The organism is Limnobacter sp. (assembly GCF_036405155.1).
Taxonomy (GTDB): Bacteria; Pseudomonadota; Gammaproteobacteria; order Burkholderiales; family Burkholderiaceae_B; genus Limnobacter.
The window spans coordinates 363,583-381,860 of the sequence record NZ_DASWYD010000007.1 but is presented as its reverse complement, the minus strand read 5'-3'; the positions used below and the strand labels follow the sequence as shown (position 1 = coordinate 381,860).

Annotated in this window: 19 protein-coding genes; 4 read left to right on the top strand and 15 right to left on the bottom strand. The window is 55.0% G+C overall.

Features of this window, described 5'->3' with window-relative positions; genetic code table 11:
• From VGE55_RS12420 to VGE55_RS12395, 6 genes are all read right to left on the bottom strand, one after another.
• The gene (locus VGE55_RS12420; protein WP_331132001.1) at window positions 1–1,713 is read right to left on the bottom strand and encodes an AMP-binding protein; all 1,713 of its coding nucleotides are present in this window, start codon (window positions 1,711–1,713) and stop codon (window positions 1–3) included.
• Window positions 1,710–2,564, bottom strand: a complete 855-nt coding sequence (locus tag VGE55_RS12415; RefSeq protein WP_331132000.1) for a DUF4105 domain-containing protein — start codon at window positions 2,562–2,564, stop codon at window positions 1,710–1,712. The genes VGE55_RS12420 and VGE55_RS12415 overlap by 4 nt, the downstream gene beginning before the upstream one ends.
• On the bottom strand, window positions 2,564–3,118 hold the full coding sequence (locus tag VGE55_RS12410) for a hypothetical protein (RefSeq protein WP_331131999.1): 555 nt from the start codon (window positions 3,116–3,118) through the stop codon (window positions 2,564–2,566). The genes VGE55_RS12415 and VGE55_RS12410 overlap by 1 nt, the downstream gene beginning before the upstream one ends.
• A 2-nt stretch (window positions 3,119–3,120) precedes the next feature.
• Window positions 3,121–3,681 (bottom strand): NUDIX hydrolase, encoded by a 561-nt coding sequence (locus tag VGE55_RS12405; protein ID WP_331131998.1) that lies wholly within the window; start codon window positions 3,679–3,681, stop codon window positions 3,121–3,123.
• 64 nt (window positions 3,682–3,745) lie between these two features.
• Window positions 3,746–4,804, bottom strand: a complete 1,059-nt coding sequence (locus VGE55_RS12400; protein ID WP_331131997.1) for a putative solute-binding protein — start codon at window positions 4,802–4,804, stop codon at window positions 3,746–3,748.
• Entirely contained in the window at window positions 4,801–5,322 is a 522-nt protein-coding gene (locus tag VGE55_RS12395) for an SRPBCC family protein (protein WP_331131996.1), read from the bottom strand. Before VGE55_RS12395 ends, VGE55_RS12400 begins: the two co-directional genes overlap by 4 nt.
• Window positions 5,323–5,361: 39 nt before the next feature.
• Between VGE55_RS12395 and VGE55_RS12390 the strand changes: the two genes are divergently transcribed.
• The 3 genes from VGE55_RS12390 to VGE55_RS12380 all read left to right on the top strand — a co-directional run bounded on the left by VGE55_RS12390 (window position 5,362) and on the right by VGE55_RS12380 (window position 9,295).
• On the top strand, window positions 5,362–5,643 hold the full coding sequence (locus VGE55_RS12390; protein ID WP_331131995.1) for a YkvA family protein: 282 nt from the start codon (window positions 5,362–5,364) through the stop codon (window positions 5,641–5,643).
• A 392-nt stretch (window positions 5,644–6,035) separates the two neighbouring features.
• The gene (locus VGE55_RS12385; protein ID WP_331131994.1) at window positions 6,036–7,757 is read left to right on the top strand and encodes a PAS domain-containing methyl-accepting chemotaxis protein; all 1,722 of its coding nucleotides are present in this window, start codon (window positions 6,036–6,038) and stop codon (window positions 7,755–7,757) included.
• On the top strand, window positions 7,754–9,295 hold the full coding sequence (locus VGE55_RS12380) for a chemotaxis protein CheW (protein ID WP_331131993.1): 1,542 nt from the start codon (window positions 7,754–7,756) through the stop codon (window positions 9,293–9,295). Before VGE55_RS12385 ends, VGE55_RS12380 begins: the two co-directional genes overlap by 4 nt.
• On the opposite strand, the gene tgt is transcribed toward VGE55_RS12380, so the two are convergent.
• Window positions 9,259–10,452, bottom strand: coding sequence for a tRNA guanosine(34) transglycosylase Tgt (gene tgt, locus VGE55_RS12375; RefSeq protein WP_331131992.1), 1,194 nt, complete (start codon window positions 10,450–10,452; stop codon window positions 9,259–9,261). The two genes, VGE55_RS12380 and tgt, sit on opposite strands and share 37 nt — an antisense overlap.
• A 122-nt stretch (window positions 10,453–10,574) precedes the next feature.
• Here tgt and VGE55_RS12370 point away from each other — a divergent pair, with 122 nt between their 5' ends.
• On the top strand, window positions 10,575–11,114 hold the full coding sequence (locus tag VGE55_RS12370) for a flavin reductase family protein (RefSeq protein WP_331131991.1): 540 nt from the start codon (window positions 10,575–10,577) through the stop codon (window positions 11,112–11,114).
• A 25-nt stretch (window positions 11,115–11,139) separates the two neighbouring features.
• Here the strand turns inward: VGE55_RS12370 and VGE55_RS12365 are convergent, their stop codons facing one another.
• From VGE55_RS12365 to VGE55_RS12330, 8 genes are read right to left on the bottom strand one after another with little or no spacing between them, the layout of a single operon-like run.
• Entirely contained in the window at window positions 11,140–11,745 is a 606-nt protein-coding gene (locus VGE55_RS12365) for a nitroreductase family protein (RefSeq protein ID WP_331131990.1), read from the bottom strand.
• Window positions 11,746–11,793: 48 nt separating this feature from the next.
• Complete coding sequence (locus VGE55_RS12360; RefSeq protein ID WP_331131989.1) at window positions 11,794–12,726, bottom strand: CysB family HTH-type transcriptional regulator; 933 nt, start codon at window positions 12,724–12,726, stop codon at window positions 11,794–11,796.
• A complete protein-coding gene (locus VGE55_RS12355) occupies window positions 12,723–13,748 on the bottom strand; it encodes a sulfate ABC transporter ATP-binding protein (protein ID WP_331131988.1) in 1,026 nt (341 codons plus the stop codon). Before VGE55_RS12355 ends, VGE55_RS12360 begins: the two co-directional genes overlap by 4 nt.
• A gap of 44 nt (window positions 13,749–13,792) precedes the next feature.
• Window positions 13,793–14,674, bottom strand: coding sequence for a sulfate ABC transporter permease subunit CysW (cysW, locus tag VGE55_RS12350; RefSeq protein WP_331131987.1), 882 nt, complete (start codon window positions 14,672–14,674; stop codon window positions 13,793–13,795).
• Window positions 14,671–15,543, bottom strand: coding sequence for a sulfate ABC transporter permease subunit CysT (gene cysT, locus VGE55_RS12345; RefSeq protein ID WP_414675042.1), 873 nt, complete (start codon window positions 15,541–15,543; stop codon window positions 14,671–14,673). Before cysT ends, cysW begins: the two co-directional genes overlap by 4 nt.
• A gap of 59 nt (window positions 15,544–15,602) precedes the next feature.
• Window positions 15,603–16,373 (bottom strand): hypothetical protein, encoded by a 771-nt coding sequence (locus VGE55_RS12340; RefSeq protein ID WP_331131985.1) that lies wholly within the window; start codon window positions 16,371–16,373, stop codon window positions 15,603–15,605.
• A gap of 20 nt (window positions 16,374–16,393) precedes the next feature.
• Complete coding sequence (locus VGE55_RS12335) at window positions 16,394–17,059, bottom strand: RBBP9/YdeN family alpha/beta hydrolase (RefSeq protein WP_331131984.1); 666 nt, start codon at window positions 17,057–17,059, stop codon at window positions 16,394–16,396.
• A 44-nt stretch (window positions 17,060–17,103) separates the two neighbouring features.
• Window positions 17,104–18,123 (bottom strand): sulfate ABC transporter substrate-binding protein, encoded by a 1,020-nt coding sequence (locus VGE55_RS12330; protein ID WP_331131983.1) that lies wholly within the window; start codon window positions 18,121–18,123, stop codon window positions 17,104–17,106.
• Window positions 18,124–18,278 lie beyond the last annotated feature (155 nt).

Genomic DNA, 18,278 nt, shown 5'->3' with positions numbered 1-18,278 from the left:
CTACGGCTCAATCACCACGGGTTGACGGGTTTTCAGCCAGGCCTCCACCTTGGGCAGGTAATGGGCCTCAATGATGTTGCGGCGAATTTTCATCGTGGGCGTGAGGAAGCCGTTCTCCATCGTCCACAAGTCTTTCACCACAATCAGGCAGTCCAGTTGCTCATGGGCTTCCAGCTTCGCGTTCACCGTGTTCAACAACTCGGTCATCTGACCTACGACATTGGCCCGTTCTTCAGGGTTGGTTTCCACCGCCTGGTGCTCCTCCAGGGGCAGCATGACCAAGGCAATGGGTTGCGGCAATGATGGGCCTGTGACGCACACGGCTTCGATGAGCGCATGACCCATGAGGCGGTTTTCAATGGGCACCGGAGCCACATACTTGCCTTTGCTGGTCTTGAACAGTTCTTTAACCCGACCGGTGATCTTGAGTCGCCCCAATTCGTCGACTTCGCCCATGTCGCCGGTTTTGAGGTAGCCGTCCTCGGTGAAAGCCTCTTGGGTCAACTCGGGCAACTTGTAGTAACCCATCATGAGCGTGGGGCCTTTCACCTGGATTTCGCCCTGCTCGGAAATTCGGCAGTCCACCCCAGGGAACGGCAAACCCACATAACCGGGGCGGGCGGAGTCCAGCCTGTTGCCATGTGAATAGGCAAAGTTTTCGGTCATGGCATAGCCTTCCAGCAACTCCAGCCCCAGCCCGCGATACCACTCAATCAATTTGGCCGACAGGGGTGCAGAGCCACTCAAGGCCATGCGAACCTCGGACAAGCCCAACTGCTGGAGAATTTTGCGTTTGAATACACCCGACAAGACGGGGATTCGGAAGAGGATGGACTGAACGCGCGGCGAAATTTTTGCACAAATGCCGTTGTAGAACTTGGCCCACAAACGGGGCACCGAGAAGAACAGGGTGGGCCGTGCGCGCCGTAAGTCTTCAATGAAGGTCGACAAGCCGAGCGAAAAATACACCCGGAACCCAAACACCATGGAACCGGTTTCCACCACAGCCCGCTCGGCTGCATGGGCCAGCGGCAAATAGGACAACATGCGGTCACCTCGATTGATGCCATACAACTCGGCGGTGCCCAGCAGGGCACGGGTCATAGCACCAAAGCGCACCATCACACCCTTTGGGTTGCCAGTGCTGCCCGAGGTGTACATGAGGGTGGCCAATTCATCGGCTGTGCGCTGGGCGGGCCGCTGTGTGGGTGCAAACTCGGTCAGCAACTGGTTCCAGTTCAGGCTGCCCGGCTTGTCTGGCCCCAAGGGCAACACCACGGTGGGCAGGTCTTGGGGAATACCATCTTTCACCACGGGCCACAGCTCTTCCATCTTGCCCAAAAACAGCACCTTGGCCTCGCTGTGCTCCAGCACATACGCAGCAGTTTCCGCATTGACGGTGGGGTAAATGGGCACCGAAATATGACCAGCCATCCAGATGGCCAAATCCGCCATGATCCAGTGGGCCGAGTTTTTGCCCAGAATGGCAATGTTGCTGCGCTCGGGCAGGTTGAGAGACTGCAAATAGGCGGCCATGCGCTGCACCTGGTCATTCACCTGCGCCCAGGTGTATTCCACCACTTCACTCCGCCCCATGGGCTGTACAAAGTGCACCTCGTCGGCACAGGTGGTGGACCAATGCTGGAGACAATCCAGCAAGGTTTCAAATTTGGGTAAATCGGCATTGCTGTACTGCGGTGCTGCTGGGCTCATGGTCGGCGTCTCCCGTTGTTGTTGCTGTTGTGCCCTGGCGTGGGTACTCCCTCGCGAATAAGAACTGAAAAATTGTCATTTGGGCTCACCGATTGAGCCCGGTCGGTGATGCGACCCAAGCGGTGAAGTGTGTCAAAGTCATACCCGGCCACCAGTCCGCCTTGGTCATACGCGTACTCGGCAAAATGGCCCGACGCCAACAAGCGGTAATCCATGGGCAAGCCGGGTGCGATGCGCCGGGCAATGTCGATCACGATGGTGGTGCAATTGCTGGTCAAGGTGTTGTAAAACTGGGGGTGCTGTTCAATGTCACGGGCTTTGTCCAAATAGGCCATGAACAGGGTACGAAGCTGTTCACGGGGAATGGCGAGGCGGTACAGGTACACATCCTCACCGCGTGTGTTGGTGCGGGTTCTGAGAATGTCGTCTTCCTCTGAAGCAATCAACACGCTTTCGTATTGACGGAAAAAACCAGCCACGGCCGAAAAAGCCTCACCGCGCTCCTTACGAATTTCCAGAGAAAAAACCAAGTGCCGGCCATCGTCAAACCCAAAGGACACCAAGGTGTGGGCAATGTGTGGCCCCATCCAGTAAGACAACACCAGGTCGGCAGACTCCAGGCTGTCCAGGTTGTATTGGCGGGTTTCCCAACGCGGTGTGTAATCCGCTTCGCTGCGCCAGTCAAAATGCCGGACGTTGGTCAATGTGACCACACTGCCCTGCTGCTCCCACTGCAACAACTGGCTGACGTCATCGGCCCAGTCCCGTTGGTGTGAGGGTTTTTGGGTGATCCACCACAGGGCAAAAGCCAGCAACGGCAGCAAGAGAAGAACGAGCAACAGGCGTACCATCAAACTGCATCAGCCGCCAGCAAGCGCCCCAACTGGGCATACAGCCCTTGCTCGGGTGTCAGGGTGTTGCTCAGTTGCTCCACTTCTTTCAACAGGCGGACCCAACGCTGGTTCAAGGTTTGGTCATGGAGGTCGGCCTGCCTGTCTTCATAGGCATAGGCAAAAGCCTCAAGACCCAATTTCAGATCGGAATTTTTATAAAAGCAGGTTTGAATACCTTCCAAGGTATCGCGGTCCAACACTTGCGCGCAATGGGTGTCGATGGCACCGCCAAATACGTCGTCCAGCCAGTCAATCTGGGGATCAAAAAACAGGTTGATCTGGCTGCCCGTGTTGACCGAATGGAGATGCCCCGCAGGCACAAACACCGCTTTGCTTTGAAAGACCTTTCCATCGCAGTGGCAATTCAGCAATGTATCGTCCATGGAGATGGCGATTTGATGGCACCAATGGGCGTGCTCATCCACATTGCCCCGAACATCGACAAACACGGCCAGCCCCAATGTGCAGGCAAACTCGTGGCCAACGATGACACAGGGAAATTGAGCAGACATGGTCACACTCCTTGTGAATGCACACCTTGATTTAACCAGAAAGCACCAATGATTGTTTTAACGTCGCTCACTTCCCCATTGCGAATTTGGGCCATTAATTCATCCGGATGAACCAGCACCACATCCAAAAACTCATTCTCATCCAATTGCCGCTGTGCAGCAGTCAGTCCACGCGCCACGTACAGCAGGATTCGCTCGGTGGAGTAGGAAATCACTGGATGAATGGTGGTCAGGTACTCCAAGGATGTGGTGGTGTAGCCAGTTTCCTCGCGCAACTCCCGGTGGGCGGTGTCTACAGGGTCTTCGCCGGGGTCTATCTTCCCGGCGGGAAATTCAAGAAACACCCGGTGCAAGGGGTATCGAAATTGACGCTCCATCACATAGCGACCATCGTCCAGCACCGGGATCACCATGACAGCGCCAGGGTGCTCGGTGTATTCGCGAACTGACTCAGCGCCATTGGGCAAACGCACGGTGTCGCGGTTGATTTTCAACAAAGCGCCATCGTAAACACGCTCGCTGCGCAGACAGGTTTCTTCCAGATGGGAATCGGTGGGGTTCATGAACAAAAAAAGAGGCTCCGAAGAGCCTCTTTATTAACACAGATCGACAGGTTTTCTACAACGATCAAGGGCGAACCGGACAGTTGGCCGCCACTTTGTACTCCTCAGGCAAGCCGCATTCTGCAGCAGCGCCATCCACTGCGCACCGGACTTTTTTCATGAGGCGCAAGGCACAGCCGTCGTAAACACCCTCTTTGCTGAGTGCAATCCGAGACTCACGCATCATTCGGGTGTAATCCGCTTTGTCGGCATCGGACAGGTCCATGTAATACTTTTCAGGAATCAGCTTGTCCACCTTCTTGACGGCTTCCAATGCTTTGGGCATTTCCTGGGACACATACTTGCGCAGCTTAAGGCCTGAACCTGGCTGGAATTTGGATTTCCGCAGAATGATCTGGTACGTCACCATGGCCACCGGGAAACGCACCACGGCACCGCGCTTGCGAATGCCCTTGTACAGTTCCAGCGGCTGGTAGGCAATCGATGGGGCCACGATGATGTCCACCGCGCCGTTGTTGAACAATGAACCGTAATTGGAAACATCCGCAGCCACCGGCTGGGCGCCAACCTGCTCAATCAACTTGATTTGTGACTCATCATGGGCCAACGCCGCAATTTTTTTGCCAGCGGCTTTGGCCAGGGTGTTGATGTCCTTGTCGTTCACAAAAATGTAGGCAGCACCGAAAGGCAGCACACCACCCACTTCGTAGTCGCCCTGCTCCATCACCGATTGCAATTGCCCACTGCCCATGCTTTTGAGGGCCAGCAACACCGCTTCATAGTTGGGCAATCCACCAATGGCATCGAGGCTGCCGGTGAAGCTGTTGAAACGGCGGGTGCGAATACCGGTGGCCACCAATCCGTCGCATTTGCCGATTTCAAAATCCTTGGTGGCCACCGCTTCGTTGGTGTACACCACCGGTTTGAAACCATAGCCGTTTTTGCGACCCTCCAGCGAATATTCGGTGGCCAGGTTGGCTATTGGTCCCTTGGCACCCAAATAATCGAACACGCAAATGGACGGCTCGGTTTTGTCCTTGGCCTGTGCCTGTGCAAACCCGGAGACAAGCAACAGCGCCATGGCGGTTGTTGCACCCAACAGGGATCTGAAAACATTGCTCATGCTGTTCTCCCGGGCTGCATGGCCCGCAATGTGATGATTTGCGTCAAATTGGACAGGGTTTTGGTCATCATCCTGTTCCAGATGACATTCACGATCAGCGTGTTGAACACGCCCCGCTTTACCGTGGCGCCCAACCCCTCACGCAAATAGAAGTTGTAGCGCCAGGTGATGTCGGTTCCATCCCCGTTTTTTTCAAATTCAAACGAGCCTTTGGCATGGTCCAGCCAATTCAACATCGGTTGCGAAAACCCTGTGCCCTTGTAGACAAATTGCCTGTTGGGAACAAAGGCCAGCAATTCCTCGCGGATGGTGTACCCGCCTTTGAAGGTGATGTGCTGCACATCGCCAATCTCGGTGAACGATTGCCCGGGTGCCCGGTCTACCTGCACAATGGGTGCAATCACCGCATCGTGGTGGATGTATTCCTGGGCGCCCAGCCGCGTAAAAATGGCAAAGCAATCCGCCACTGGCACGGGTACATGGCAAGTGCGTTGGATGGTCAATGGTGCTTGTGTCACGGTTGTCCCTGTTTGAATTTTGATGTTGGGGTACTTCGTATGCTGTCTCGCTGGTTTCCGCTGTGGTCCAAACTCAAGGCCCTGAAAACCCATGGCCGACTGATGTGGCACGCCTTTCGCCACCGCGAAACTCCATTGTGGATCAAGGGCTTCATGGTCGCGGTGGTGATTTACCTGCTCAGCCCCATCGACCTGGTGCCAGACTTCCTGCTGTGGTTTGGTTTCACCGACGACTTGATTGTGGTGACCCTGGCCATGTGGATACTTGGCAAGTGCATTCCAGACTCGGTCAAGCTCTCTGCACCGGGCCAGTCAGTTTGAGTATTGAAGCACGATTGCAGACGGACCGCTGAAGCCAGCACTCTAGAAATGTCTGACAGACGACAATCCAAATAGAAAAACCCCAGTGAAATCAATTCACTGGGGCTCGTTGAGCGTTTGCTCGGTTTTTGTCGTCTTGTTGTAATAACAGCAGACGGAGTGTTGGGTCACATCCCTCCCCGCCTAGCTGGCCGCAGTTTCTGACAGTTTTCTTACACGACGCTGAATCCCGGGGCCTCTGGATCCCCCAAGTCGCCTACCTCACCTGCCCTAATCCCAAAGTGAAATCGGTGTTTTGATGCATGTTTCGTGGCTTATCCCGCGCTTTCCCTGGTCAATATTGCTGTGTTTCCAAACATTCACTGAGGGACTCAGTCCCAAGGATCCACACCATGAACGCCCCAGTTGACCGCCTAGAACCCGCCATTGAACACAAAGCGCGATTGTTTGATGCCCTGTTTTCAGCACAAGCCTGCATTGAATTCGATCCGTTCGGCCATGTGCTCAGTGCCAACAAATTGTTCCTCAACACTTTTGGCTACACCTTGGACCAGATTCAAGGACAGCACCACAGCATGTTCTGCGAAGCAGGCATCGCCGAGAAGGATGATTACAAAACCTTCTGGAGTAACCTTCGGCAAGGCCGCTGTTGCTCCGGGGAGTATTTGAGATACGGCGCAGACGGTCGGCCGGTGTACATTCAAGCCAGCTACAGCCCAGTGCTGGACGATCAAGGTGCAGTGATTTCCATCATCAAACTGGCGCAAAACATCACCGACAACAAATTGCAGTCGATGGAGAGTCAGGGAAAGATTGCGGCCATCAACCGGGCACAGGCGGTCATTGAATTTGACATGTCCGGCAAAGTGCTGTCGGCCAACCACAACTTCCTGAGTTTGATGGGCTACACCCTCGAAGAAATACAGGGCCGACATCACCGCATGTTTGTGTCGAACGATTATGGCAACAGTACTGAATATCAAAACTTTTGGGAAACGCTGGGCCGAGGACAATTCGTATCCGGTGAATTCAAGCGAGTTTCCAAAGCTGGTCGGGAAATCTGGATTCAAGCCACCTACAACCCCATTTATGATCATCAGGGCAATTTGCTGAAGGTGGTGAAATTTGCATCGAACATCACCGAGAGCAAATTGAAAAACCAGGAATTTGAAGCCAAGGTGGCCGCCATCAATTTGGGACAAGCGGTGATTGAGTTCAATCTGGATGGGCAGGTGCTGTCGGCCAACCGCAATTTTCTCAATGCCATGGGCTACACCTTGCGGGAAATCCAAGGTCAACACCACAGTATTTTTTGCACGCTGGAATACACCCAAAGCCCGGAGTATCGGGACTTCTGGCTAAAACTGAATGAGGGGCAATTCATCAGCGGTCGCTTTCGCCGCGTGGGCAAATTCAACCGGGATGTCTGGATTCAGGCGACCTACAACCCCATCCTCGATTTGAATGGCAAGGTGGTGAAAATCATCAAATATGCTTACGACGTGACGAAAGAAGTACAACTGGAGCGCAGCATCAACCAGCAATCCGAAGCCATGCGAGCCAGCATGGAGCGCCTGCAACAATTCATGGGTAACATTCACAGCCAGTCAGACCTGGCGGGTAAAAGCACCCTCGAAGGCGTTGAGGCGGCGCAATGCAGCGCCCAGGACATGAAGCGCGCCATTGCTTCAATCGCAGCCATTCAATCCAGCGCACACCGCATATCCGACATGGTGAGGGTCATCAGCGACATCGCCAACCAGACCAATCTGCTGGCGTTCAATGCTGCCATTGAAGCTGCCCGAGCAGGCCAGCATGGGGTGGGCTTTTCCGTGGTCGCTGCTGAAGTACGAAAACTCGCTGAAAACAGTGCCAAAGCAGCCCGAGAGATTGGCAGCCTCATGGAAGACTCCATGGTCCAAGTCACCGAAGGTGTTGAGCAAAACCAGCACGCAGCAACCCACTTGGGCAAAGCCCTGGAGACTGTGGCCGCCGCACAGGAAGCCATTCAGCAGGTCTCTCAATGGATTGCCATGCAATCTGATGAGGCTCAAAAGGTGAGCCTCATGATTGATGAACTGGCCAAAGCCACGCGGATTGGGCAAACCTCATGACCCGCAGTTCAAGCACCGTTGGATTTGGATCATTCCGGATTGGGGACATGTTGTTGGGCATCCCCATGGAGACTCTGCGGGAAGTGGTACCACTCAACCAACTAACCCCTTTGCCATCGCAATCCCGTTGGCTGTGTGGCGGGCTCACCCTGCGCGGCGTCACCATTCCGGTGATCAACCTGGCGCACTGGTGCGGTTTGCCATGGACATCCAGCAGCAAGGACTGCGTCATCCTGGTCCGCGAGAAGGGACACTTGCTGGGCCTGCTGGCGAACGATGTTGGACAACTGTTTGAGGTTGATGTTGCATCGACTCACCCCTTTTCGGATCAGCAGACAACCCTGCACTTGGCCGCTGGGTGTGTGCGCAACCCACACAGCGGCGAGATGGTCACTTTACTGGCATTGCCCAAATTATTCGCCAGCCCGGACCTTTTGACGGTTCAAGACCCGGAACCACAGCGTGATGCTGCAACCGGAGACATTGAACCTGAAACCACGGCGGAGGAGACCCACCATGCGCTGCTACTGATGAACAGCGCTGGCATTGGTCTGGCCATACACCCGGAACATGTGGAAAGCACCCTGGCCAATCCCGAGATAAAACCCGGTGAAGGCTGCGGGGGTGCCTATTGTGGCAACCTGGAATATCGCGGTGAATGGATCCCCGTGGTGGAATTGTTGTCGCATCTGGGTATACGCGGACATCACTCGCACGCAACTGAGCGTCAGGCTTTTGTGGTGCGCGGCGCTGACGGACCCGTAGCCTTTTTGATTGATCAAGTCATGGACTTGGTACCCATTCAGCCGCAGCAACTGGTGGCTTTAAATTCTGGTCATGGGCGTCATCCACGCGTTTTAACACACACCTGGATGAACACGACTTCACAGCCTGAACGAAGAAGCCAACAGTTTTTTATACTGGATGCGATGGCACTCTCCAGCGCCCCTGAGCTGGTGAACATCATCGCATTGATGAAAAGGGTCAATCAAGAACAAAACCGATCCGCCCATGGGAGTGGGCGAATGTCTGATGAGGTTCAAGAGGACCATCGCCTGATTGTTTTCCGGATGCAGCATGCGCATGCCACACCGATTGGATCAATTCAAGAAGTGTTGCCCTATCACCGCAGCCTTGAAATTTTTGATCGCGAAAAACCCCTGCGCGGCTGGTTGACCCACAAAGGCAGAGTGCTCGACATCATCGACCTAGGGCACGCGTTGGGCATGGGCCGACAAATGCTGGACGACAACAGCAGCATCCTGGTGGTTGAACACGCAGGTCGACAGGTGGGCTTTGCCGTCACGCAACTGTTGTCGATTGAATCGGCGACGTGGCAACCCTCCTTGCCAGTGCTTGGCGAGGCCAGGTGTCAGCGCTCGCACTTGCTGGGTGAGTCGCAGACCTTGATTGAGGTGCAATTGGACGGGCAAAGCCAACTGATTGAAATGCTGGACCTACCGGCCATCGCGGGTCAGTTGGACCAAGCAGACCCGTTGAATCAGCGCAAATCCGAGGATTGCGCTCTCTGGGCATGAAACTCCCCAACCCATGCATCAAAACGATCCGCCTCAATGGCAGCCCGCATCTGCGCCATCAATTCCAAGTAGTAATGCAAGTTGTGAATGGTATTGAGCTGCGCACCCAGAATTTCCTTGCTGCGGTCCAGGTGGTGCAAATAAGCCCGTGAAAAATGCTGGCAGGTGTAGCAGGTGCACTGGGCGTCCAGCGGGCTTTCATCATTGCGGAAGCGGGCGTTGCGAATCCGGATGTCGCCGGTTCGGGTAAACAACCAACCGTTGCGGGCATTGCGGGTGGGCATCACGCAATCAAACATGTCAATGCCCTGCCCCACGGCATTCACCAAATCTTCCGGTGTGCCCACACCCATCAGGTAACGGGGCTTGTCGGCGGGCAGCTTCGGGGCTGTGTGGGCCAATATGCGTTGCATGTCGTCCTTGGGCTCACCCACCGACAAACCACCAATTGCATAGCCATCAAAACCAATGTCGGTCAACCCGGCCAGCGACACATCGCGCAGGCTTTCGTACATACCGCCCTGCACAATGCCAAACAGGCCATTGGTGTTGCCCAGTTCGTTAAACGCATCGCGCGAACGGCGCGCCCAGCGCATGGACAATTCCATGGATGAGCGGGCCTCTTCAAACGTGGCTGGGTAGGGTGTGCATTCATCAAAGATCATGACGATGTCGGAATTCAGCACTGTTTGGATGCGCATGCTTTCCTCAGGCGTCAGGAATAGCTTGTCGCCATTCACGGGCGACCGGAAGTGCACGCCCTCTTCCTTGATTTTGCGCATGGCCCCCAGGCTAAACACCTGAAACCCACCGGAGTCGGTGAGGATGGGGCCGTCCCAGCCCATGAAGCGGTGCAAGCCACCAAACTTGGCCATGATGTCCAGCCCGGGGCGCATCCACAGGTGAAAGGTATTGCCCAGAATGATTTGAGCGGAAATGTCTTTCAGGTTTTGCGGCGTCATGCCCTTCACCGTGCCGTAGGTGCCCACTGGCATGAAAATGGGGGTTTGAATCACCCCATGGGCTGTACGGATTTCACCCCGCCGGGCTTGGCCCGAGGTGGTTTTTAGGGTGAACGACAGACTGGACTGGGGCTTGGAATTCACGGCGGGGCTGGCCTGCGGGCAGGCTTTCAAGGTGCTTGGAAAGGCGCACATTTTAAATCATTTCAATCACATGCACCGACATTTCGACAATTGGAGCCGTGATTCAAAAACGAAAGCAAGCACAGGCTGTCAAGGTTTGGCACAATGGGGGCATTCAAGAACAGAAGTACATCATGCAAAAACCTGTGGACTCGCCCCAAGCCGCCGACACTTTCGTGCGAGCCGAAAAACGCGAAGGCGACGCCGAGCTGGATGCTCATTTGTTTCGACAAGCCTTGGCACAATTTGCCACAGGCATCACCATCATCACCACTCGAAAAGCCAATGGCCAATTGGTGGGTGTCACCGCCAATTCGTTCAATTCCGTCAGCCTGCACCCACCCTTGGTGCTGTGGAGCCTTTCCAAGAAGTCCAGCAGTAACGATGCTTTCGCCGCTGCCGAATACTATGGCGTGAGCGTGCTGGCGGCCGATCAGCAAGACTTGTCCATGCGGTTTTCAACCTACAAAGGCGACCGGTTTGAGGGCTTGCAGACCATTGAAGGGCTGGGTGGCTGCGCCTTGATTCCCAACGCGCTGGCGCACTTTGAATGCAAAGTGAAAAACCGCTACGAGGAAGGCGACCACACCATCATGATTGGCGAAGTACTGCGCTGCGATTACCGCGAGGGCGAAGCCCTGGTGTATCGCTCACGGAAATACTTCAAAAACTGAGATTTCAACAACTAAAACAGCCCGCTTAATCCCAGTTCAAAGCACCGTGGCCTGTAAAGCTGCTCACTGGGTTTCGCCCTGATGGCGTTTCCCGCGCCTGCAAGTCTTCCGGCAAGGCACTCTTGGGGCCCGGCTTGCCAACCGCCACACACGCTTGCACGGTATACCCCTCAGGCACCTTCAAATACGCCTCCACTTTGGCCGCATCAAACCCGCCCATGGCGTGGGTGGCCAAGCCCATGGCGTGCGCCTGTAAAGCCAGGTTGGCCCAGGCTGAGCCAGTGTCAAACGCATGGTTTTTGAGCGGTGCAAACTCTGTGGAGTCCCGTTTCAAGGCGCGGTTTTTGGACACGATCACCAGCAAAGCCGCGGCCTGTTGTGCCCAGCGCTGGTTGGCAGGCACCAAAAAATCCACAAACGCAGACCAGTGCGCATCGCCGCGCAAGGCCCATGCAAAGCGCCAGGGTTGAGTGTTGCTGGCCGACGGTGCCCAGCGGGCCGCCTCGAAAAGGCTCATCAATTGCGCCTCGGTTACCGTCTCCGCCGAAAAAGAGCGGGGTGACCAACGGTTGAGAATCAGCGACTCAACCGGATGATCCGACTGGCGACTGGGGGCATTGGCTTGGGACATGGCTGAGTTCCTGTTGTGGACCGTGGTGTACAACAACCCCGATTGTAGTCAATCCACCAGCCGTTCGTTCAACACCGACTGCAAACGCGACTCGCTCAACTCGGCATTGCACAGCTCAATGAATTTGTAGGCAAAGCTGCGCAAGTAGTGCCCCTTGCGCACTGCGATGCTGGTGGTGTTGACCGGAAAGGGGTTGTCGATGTTGAGCAATGACAGGCCAGTGTCTTTGGCGCGGCTAAAAGCCATGTTGGCAATGATGCCCACACCCAAACCCAGTTCCACATAGGTCTTGATGACATCGGCATCCAGCGCCGAAATGGCGATGTCCGGGTTCAGACCATGGGCTGCAAAGGTTTCGTCGATCTTGATTCGACCGGTAAACCCTTCTTGGTAAGTGATCACCGGGTATTCGGCCACATCGGCCAGTGTGGGCTTGTCAAGTTGCAATAGGGGGTGGTCGTTTTTCACGATCACCTGGTGCTTCCATTGGTAGTAAGGAAAGCTCACCAGGTCATCCACATTGCCCAACACCTCGGTGGCAATGCCAATGTCGGCCTGGCCATCCAGAAGCATTTGGGTGATTTCTTTGGGGCTGCCCTGGTGCAAGCGCAAGTGCACCTTGGGAAACAGGCGCTTGAATGCGCTCACCACCTCAGGCAGTGAATAGCGTGCCTGTGTGTGTGTTGTGACCACCGTGAGTTGGCCCACATCCCGGCTGCTGTACTGCTCCGCCAGGTTTTTGATGTTGCGCGCATCCAGCAGCATGCGTTCCACCACCACCAGCAATTCCTTGCCTGGGTCGGTCAGCCCCATCAAGCGTTTGCCCTTGCGGACAAACAGCTCCACACCCAACTCCTCTTCCAGGTCACGAATGTGTTTGGACACACCAGGCTGAGAGGTGTAGAGGGTGTTGGCCACTTCGGTCAGGTTGTAACCCTGACGAACGGTTTCGCGCACAATGCGCAACTGCTGAAAATTCATGATGCAAGTGCCACAGTGGGTTGTTCAAATACTTTGAGCTGCCTGGCGGACAGGTGGACAAGCTGACCTTCTGTGAGGCTCAGCGCTTGGGCCTGGTCTGCCCCCAACTCCACTTCAAAATGCTGGGGAGACGGTTCGTCCAGCGAATCAAGCTCCACCCGGGTGCTTAAACCAAACCGCATCAAGCGAACCACACGGGCCGGCACTGGATCCAATCCATGGAAAGCATGACTTGGCGTGGTGTGGATGTCAATTTCGTGCGGACGGGCAAAAGCCACCGCCCTGTCTTGGCGAAACTGGTTGGCCGACCCCAAGAAGCTGTACACAAAAGGCGTTGCCGGATGCTGGTAGACCTCTTCCGGCGAGCCAATCTGCTCCACCTTGCCCTGGTTCATCAACACCACGCGGTCGGCCACTTCCAACGCTTCCTCTTGGTCGTGGGTCACAAAAATCGAGGTGATGTGCAGTTCATCGTGCAGGCGACGCAGCCAGCGACGCAACTCCTTGCGCACCTTGGCGTCCAGCGCACCAAACGGCTCGTCCAGCAGCAACACCTTGGGCTCAACGGCCAGTGCACGGGCCAGTGCAATGCGCTGCCGTTGACCACCGCTGAGTTGTGATGGGAATCGATCGGCCAACCAATCCAGTTGAACCAACTTCAACAGGTTGTGGACCTTCTCGGCAATCTCTGCCTTGCTGGGTCGCTCGGATCGGGGCTTCATCCGCAAACCAAACGCCACATTGTCAAACACAGTCATGTGTTTGAAGAGCGCATAGTGCTGAAACACGAAGCCCACATTCCGATCGCGCACATGGGCATCGGATGTGTCTTCACCGTCCAAAATCACTTCACCAGAGTCTGCCTGTTCAAGGCCTGCGATGATGCGCAACAAGGTTGTTTTTCCACAGCCGGAGGGACCCAACAAGGCCACCAGCTCACCGCTGTGAAAGTCGAGGCTGACATTGTCCAACGCTGTGAACGTACCAAAACCCTTGTGAATGTTTTTTACTTGAATGCTCATGGTTGTTCTCCGCAAGCTCACCCGGTGAGCCTGAATTCATTGAATTAATGATGCCCCAATTGGGCTGCACGGTGCTCAACCCAGGTTTTAATGCCCAGCGTGATGAGGGCCAACAATGCCAGCAGGGAAGCCACCGCAAACGCTGCTGAAAACTGGTATTCGTTGTAAAGAATTTCCACGTGCAACGGCAAGGTGCTGGTTTCACCCCGAATGTGGCCAGACACCACAGACACAGCGCCAAACTCGCCCATGGCCCGGGCGTTGCACAAGATCACGCCGTAGAGCAAACCCCATTTGATGTTGGGCAAGGTGACATACCAAAAGGTTTGCCAGCCTCGTGCACCCAGCACCACGGCGGCCTCTTCTTCCTCTTTGCCTTGGGCTTGCATCAAAGGAATGAGCTCACGCGCAATGAAGGGGAAAGTGACAAACACGGTGGCCAAAACAATGCCCGGTACAGCGAAGATGATTTTGATGTCCCAAGCTTGCAACCAGGGTGCAAACCAACCCTGAGAGCCAAACAGCAAGACATAAATCAGACCGGCGATAACAGGTGATACCGAGAATGGCAAATCAATCAAGGTGATCAAAAAGTGCTTACCGCGAAATTCAAATTTTGCAATGGCCCAGGCTGCAGCCACACCAAACACCAAATTCAGCGGTAACGCGATGGCAGCAGCCAGCAAAGTCAGTCGCAATGAATACAGGGTTTCGTCGTCCAGCAGTGCATTTTTGTATACCTCAACACCTTGCCGGAATGCCTCTGCAAACACCGCCAGCAAGGGCAGTAGCAAAAACAGGGAGAAGAAAGCCAATGCGACCGTGATCAACCCAAACTTGACCCAGTTTGCCTCACGGGTGGCTGACAAACTTTGTAGGTGTTCAGCGCGGGACTTTCCCACACGCAATGCAACAGCGCCGCTCATGAAGCTCTCCCGGTTCGTTTCGCTGTCCAGGCTTGCAGACCATTGATGGCCAGCAGCAAGAGAAATGAAATCACCAGCATGACGACCGCAATGGCCGTGGCACCGTTGTAGTGGTATTGCTCCAGTTGGCTGATGATCATGAGCGGTGTGATTTCAGACACCATGGGAATGTTGCCCGCAATGAAAATCACGGACCCGTACTCCCCCACCGCCCGGGCAAAAGCCAATGCAAAACCGGTGAGCAATGCTGGGAAAATAATGGGGAGCACCACATATACAAAGGTTTTCAGGCGGTTGGCGCCCAAGCTGGCTGCGGCCTCTTCCAACTCGGTTTCTACATCTTCCAACACGGGTTGAACCGTACGGACCACAAACGGCAAACCAATAAAAATGAGCGCAACCAAAATGCCCAGCGGCTTGAACGCCACCTGAATGCCATGGGGCTCCAGGTACTGCCCAACCCAACCATTGCCTGCATAGAGGGCCGTGAGCGCAATACCCGCCACAGCGGTGGGCAAGGCAAAAGGCAGATCGACCAACGCATCCACAATCCGTTTACCGGGAAATGTGTACCGCACCAACACCCAAGCCAACAACAGCCCGAACACCGCATTGATGGCCGCAGCCAGGAGCGACATGCCAAACGACAATTTGTAGGAGGCCACCACACGGGGGCTGCTAATGACAGACCAGAAATCGGCCCAGCCCATGTGCAGTGTTTTGAGAAACACGGCAGACAAGGGAATGAGCACGATGAGGCAAAGGTAGGTGAGCGCGTAGCCCAGCGTGAGGTGAAAGCCGGGCAGAACGCGTCGGGCAGAGGCCTGCGACACGGGGAATCCTAGACTGTGAATTGAACTGAACCACAGTCTAGGTGAGGCCCCCGCAAAACCGAACGATTAAAAAATTGCTTGGATATAAGAAAAATTTATGTAGGGGACACTTGTTGAAATTCAAGGCCGGATTTCTGAATGGCATGTGCAAGAGAGGGGTCACCGGAATAGCGTGCAATCAGCGTCACTCGAAAGGCTGCTGCTGCTTCAACCAGGGCTGGAAGTTCCGACAGATTCCAGTCCGGTGTGATCCACACCGACAGGAAATCGGGTCGAATTTGTGCAATCAGGCTGTTGGCCTCCAGCGCACTGTGCGCATGCAAACCAGTCATAAAGCCATTTCGTCGGTAATTGTCGGCCGCAAATGCCAAGGTGCTGAGGTCGGTTGCAGCATTGGCCACCACTTGAATCACAAAATGAGCAGGCCCTAAACCGAGAGACTCAATCAAGGTACGAAACGCCTTGCCATGGTTGTCCACCACAGACGTAAAAAACCGCTGATTAACATCCACAAACAGACGCACAGGCTCAGCACTAACCCCAAAATAATTCAGGGTGTGTAAAGCACGAATCAAGCGGTCGCTGGCGATGTAGGTGTTGCTATCGAGGTTTTCAAAGGTGAGTTCCCGAACAACGCCATCCAGGCCCACCGTGTGCGCCACATGCCCAATGCGCTCAAGAGACAGCACGTGTTCGATGGGGGAGAAACCGCTGCCAACCACCCAGTCCTGAAACCGCCCCAACACCAGGCCATTGTCGTGCCGCCAAAACGCTTTGTCGTCGCGCGGCAATGTCGGCAAGCGGGCCACCGCCAGTCGAACCTGTTCCAACCGCTGAGCATGGGGAAGTGTGTGCAATGCATTCATGAATCTATCCAGACGTGTTTTTACTGTAGACCGACCCGGGTAATTCGCCGAGCCTTGGCCAACGCGGTGAAACGCTGCTTGACAGGATGTGCCTGCTGCTCAAGCTCACCCAAAGGGATGGGCGACCAATTGTCCCGCAAACCTTGCACCAAGCGAACCACCGAGGGCCATCGCCCGTAACCCGATGCAGTGTTGATGTGCCCAGCGTTCGACAGGCTGACCGCATGCAAGCCCCAGGTGGCGGCCCACCGAAAGGCTTCCTCGGAAGTCATCCACGGGTCGTTGGTGCTGGCCACCACCAAACCGGGCACATTCAAGGGCACATCGGGCATGCAGTCCACAATGCTGGTGCCCTGCCCTGCTTGTTCACTGATCAGGCCAGACGCGCTGAAACGGCTGGGTGTGGCCGGCGCCACCAACACCACTGCGCACACTTTGCTTTCATGATCAGAAATGGCCATCACACTGGCGAGACAACCAAAGCTGTGGGCCAGCAGAATGACGTGCCCGGGGGCCTGACGAACATTGTCTCGAATTGCATCGGCCCACGCCGCAATCACGGGTCGATCAAAATTGATGCCCTGCACTCGGCGTGTATTGGGCAACTCACGCTCAACCCAGCTTTGCCAGTGATTCGCATCACTGCCATGCAAGCCGGGTATGGTCAGGCACAGTGGGGGTTGCATGGCAGGCCTCGTCACAGAGAAGGAAGCGTTGCAGGTTGCTCGAATCAGCGTTTGAAAATCTGGTCAAACACGCCGTTGTCATCAAAGTGGGTTTTCTGCGCCTTGGCCCAACCGCCAAATACTTCGTCAATCGTGAAAGTTTTCACCTTGGGAAAGCGTTTGATGTCTTTGGGATCGGCCAATTCGGGTTTGATGGGACGGAAATAGTTTTCAGCGGCAATTTTTTGTCCCACTGGCGAGTACAGGTACTCCAGGTAAGCCTGTGCCACTTTGGTGGTGCCTTTTTTCTCGGCATTGGCGCTAACCACCGCCACTGGCGGCTCAGCGAGAATACTGAGCGAAGGCACCACAATATCAAACTTGTCGGGCCCCAGCTCATTCACCGCCAGAATGGCCTCATTTTCCCAAGCCACCAGAACGTCGCCAATGCCCCGCTGCACGAAGGTATTGGTCGAGCCGCGCGCACCGGAATCCAGCACGGGGACATTTTTGAACAGATTGGCAGTGAACTCGCGCGCCTTGGCCTCACTGTTGCCGTACTTCTTCAACGCGTAGCCCCAGGCAGCCAAATAATTCCAGCGTGCCCCTCCCGATGTTTTGGGGTTGGGTGTGATGACGGCGACATTCGGTTTGATGAGGTCATCCCAGTCCTTGATCCCTTTGGGATTGCCCTTACGGACCAGAAACACAATGGTGGAGGTGTACGGTGAGCTGTTGTGTGCAAATTTTTTCTGCCAATCGGCGGGCAACTTTTTGCTTTCCTGTGCAATCGCATCAATGTCGTAACCCAAAGCCAAGGTGACCACATCGGCATCCAAACCGTCAATGACTGCACGGGCCTGCTTGCCCGACCCACCATGGGATTGTTTGATGGTGACGTTGTCACCGGTTTTTTCCTTCCAGTATTTGGCGAATTCCGGGTTGTACTGCTGGTACAGCTCACGGGTTGGGTCATACGACACATTCAACAGCTGAATGTCAGCGGCGTGGGCAACAGAGCCGAGGGTGGCTGCCACAGCCAGGCTGAATGCGCCCAGGTGCTTGGTCAATGCTTTGGAAATCATGGGGAGTCCTTTTTTATGGATGATTCGACAGCACCCATGGTAGAAAAAGGCACTCCCCCTGTGAACGAAGAAAATCTTCTGAGCTTATGCGTTTCATGCGGGGGTATTAAAAACGGGCTTGCAGTTCCAACATCTTGAATCTAAGCATGGACAAT

Bases quoted from the DNA above. Each gene is read 5' to 3' on its own strand.
- VGE55_RS12420 (WP_331132001.1), bottom strand. From the start codon at position 1,713: ATGAGCCCAGCAGCACCGCAGTACAGCAATGCCGATTTACCCAAATTT.
- VGE55_RS12415 (WP_331132000.1), bottom strand. From the start codon at position 2,564: ATGGTACGCCTGTTGCTCGTTCTTCTCTTGCTGCCGTTGCTGGCTTTT.
- VGE55_RS12410 (WP_331131999.1), bottom strand. From the start codon at position 3,118: ATGTCTGCTCAATTTCCCTGTGTCATCGTTGGCCACGAGTTTGCCTGC.
- VGE55_RS12405 (WP_331131998.1), bottom strand. From the start codon at position 3,681: ATGAACCCCACCGATTCCCATCTGGAAGAAACCTGTCTGCGCAGCGAG.
- VGE55_RS12400 (WP_331131997.1), bottom strand. From the start codon at position 4,804: ATGAGCAATGTTTTCAGATCCCTGTTGGGTGCAACAACCGCCATGGCG.
- VGE55_RS12390 (WP_331131995.1), top strand. From the start codon at position 5,362: ATGCTGTCTCGCTGGTTTCCGCTGTGGTCCAAACTCAAGGCCCTGAAA.
- VGE55_RS12385 (WP_331131994.1), top strand. From the start codon at position 6,036: ATGAACGCCCCAGTTGACCGCCTAGAACCCGCCATTGAACACAAAGCG.
- VGE55_RS12380 (WP_331131993.1), top strand. From the start codon at position 7,754: ATGACCCGCAGTTCAAGCACCGTTGGATTTGGATCATTCCGGATTGGG.
- tgt (WP_331131992.1), bottom strand. From the start codon at position 10,452: ATGTGCGCCTTTCCAAGCACCTTGAAAGCCTGCCCGCAGGCCAGCCCC.
- VGE55_RS12370 (WP_331131991.1), top strand. From the start codon at position 10,575: ATGCAAAAACCTGTGGACTCGCCCCAAGCCGCCGACACTTTCGTGCGA.
- VGE55_RS12365 (WP_331131990.1), bottom strand. From the start codon at position 11,745: ATGTCCCAAGCCAATGCCCCCAGTCGCCAGTCGGATCATCCGGTTGAG.
- VGE55_RS12360 (WP_331131989.1), bottom strand. From the start codon at position 12,726: ATGAATTTTCAGCAGTTGCGCATTGTGCGCGAAACCGTTCGTCAGGGT.
- VGE55_RS12355 (WP_331131988.1), bottom strand. From the start codon at position 13,748: ATGAGCATTCAAGTAAAAAACATTCACAAGGGTTTTGGTACGTTCACA.
- cysW (WP_331131987.1), bottom strand. From the start codon at position 14,674: ATGAGCGGCGCTGTTGCATTGCGTGTGGGAAAGTCCCGCGCTGAACAC.
- VGE55_RS12340 (WP_331131985.1), bottom strand. From the start codon at position 16,373: ATGAATGCATTGCACACACTTCCCCATGCTCAGCGGTTGGAACAGGTT.
- VGE55_RS12335 (WP_331131984.1), bottom strand. From the start codon at position 17,059: ATGCAACCCCCACTGTGCCTGACCATACCCGGCTTGCATGGCAGTGAT.
- VGE55_RS12330 (WP_331131983.1), bottom strand. From the start codon at position 18,123: ATGATTTCCAAAGCATTGACCAAGCACCTGGGCGCATTCAGCCTGGCT.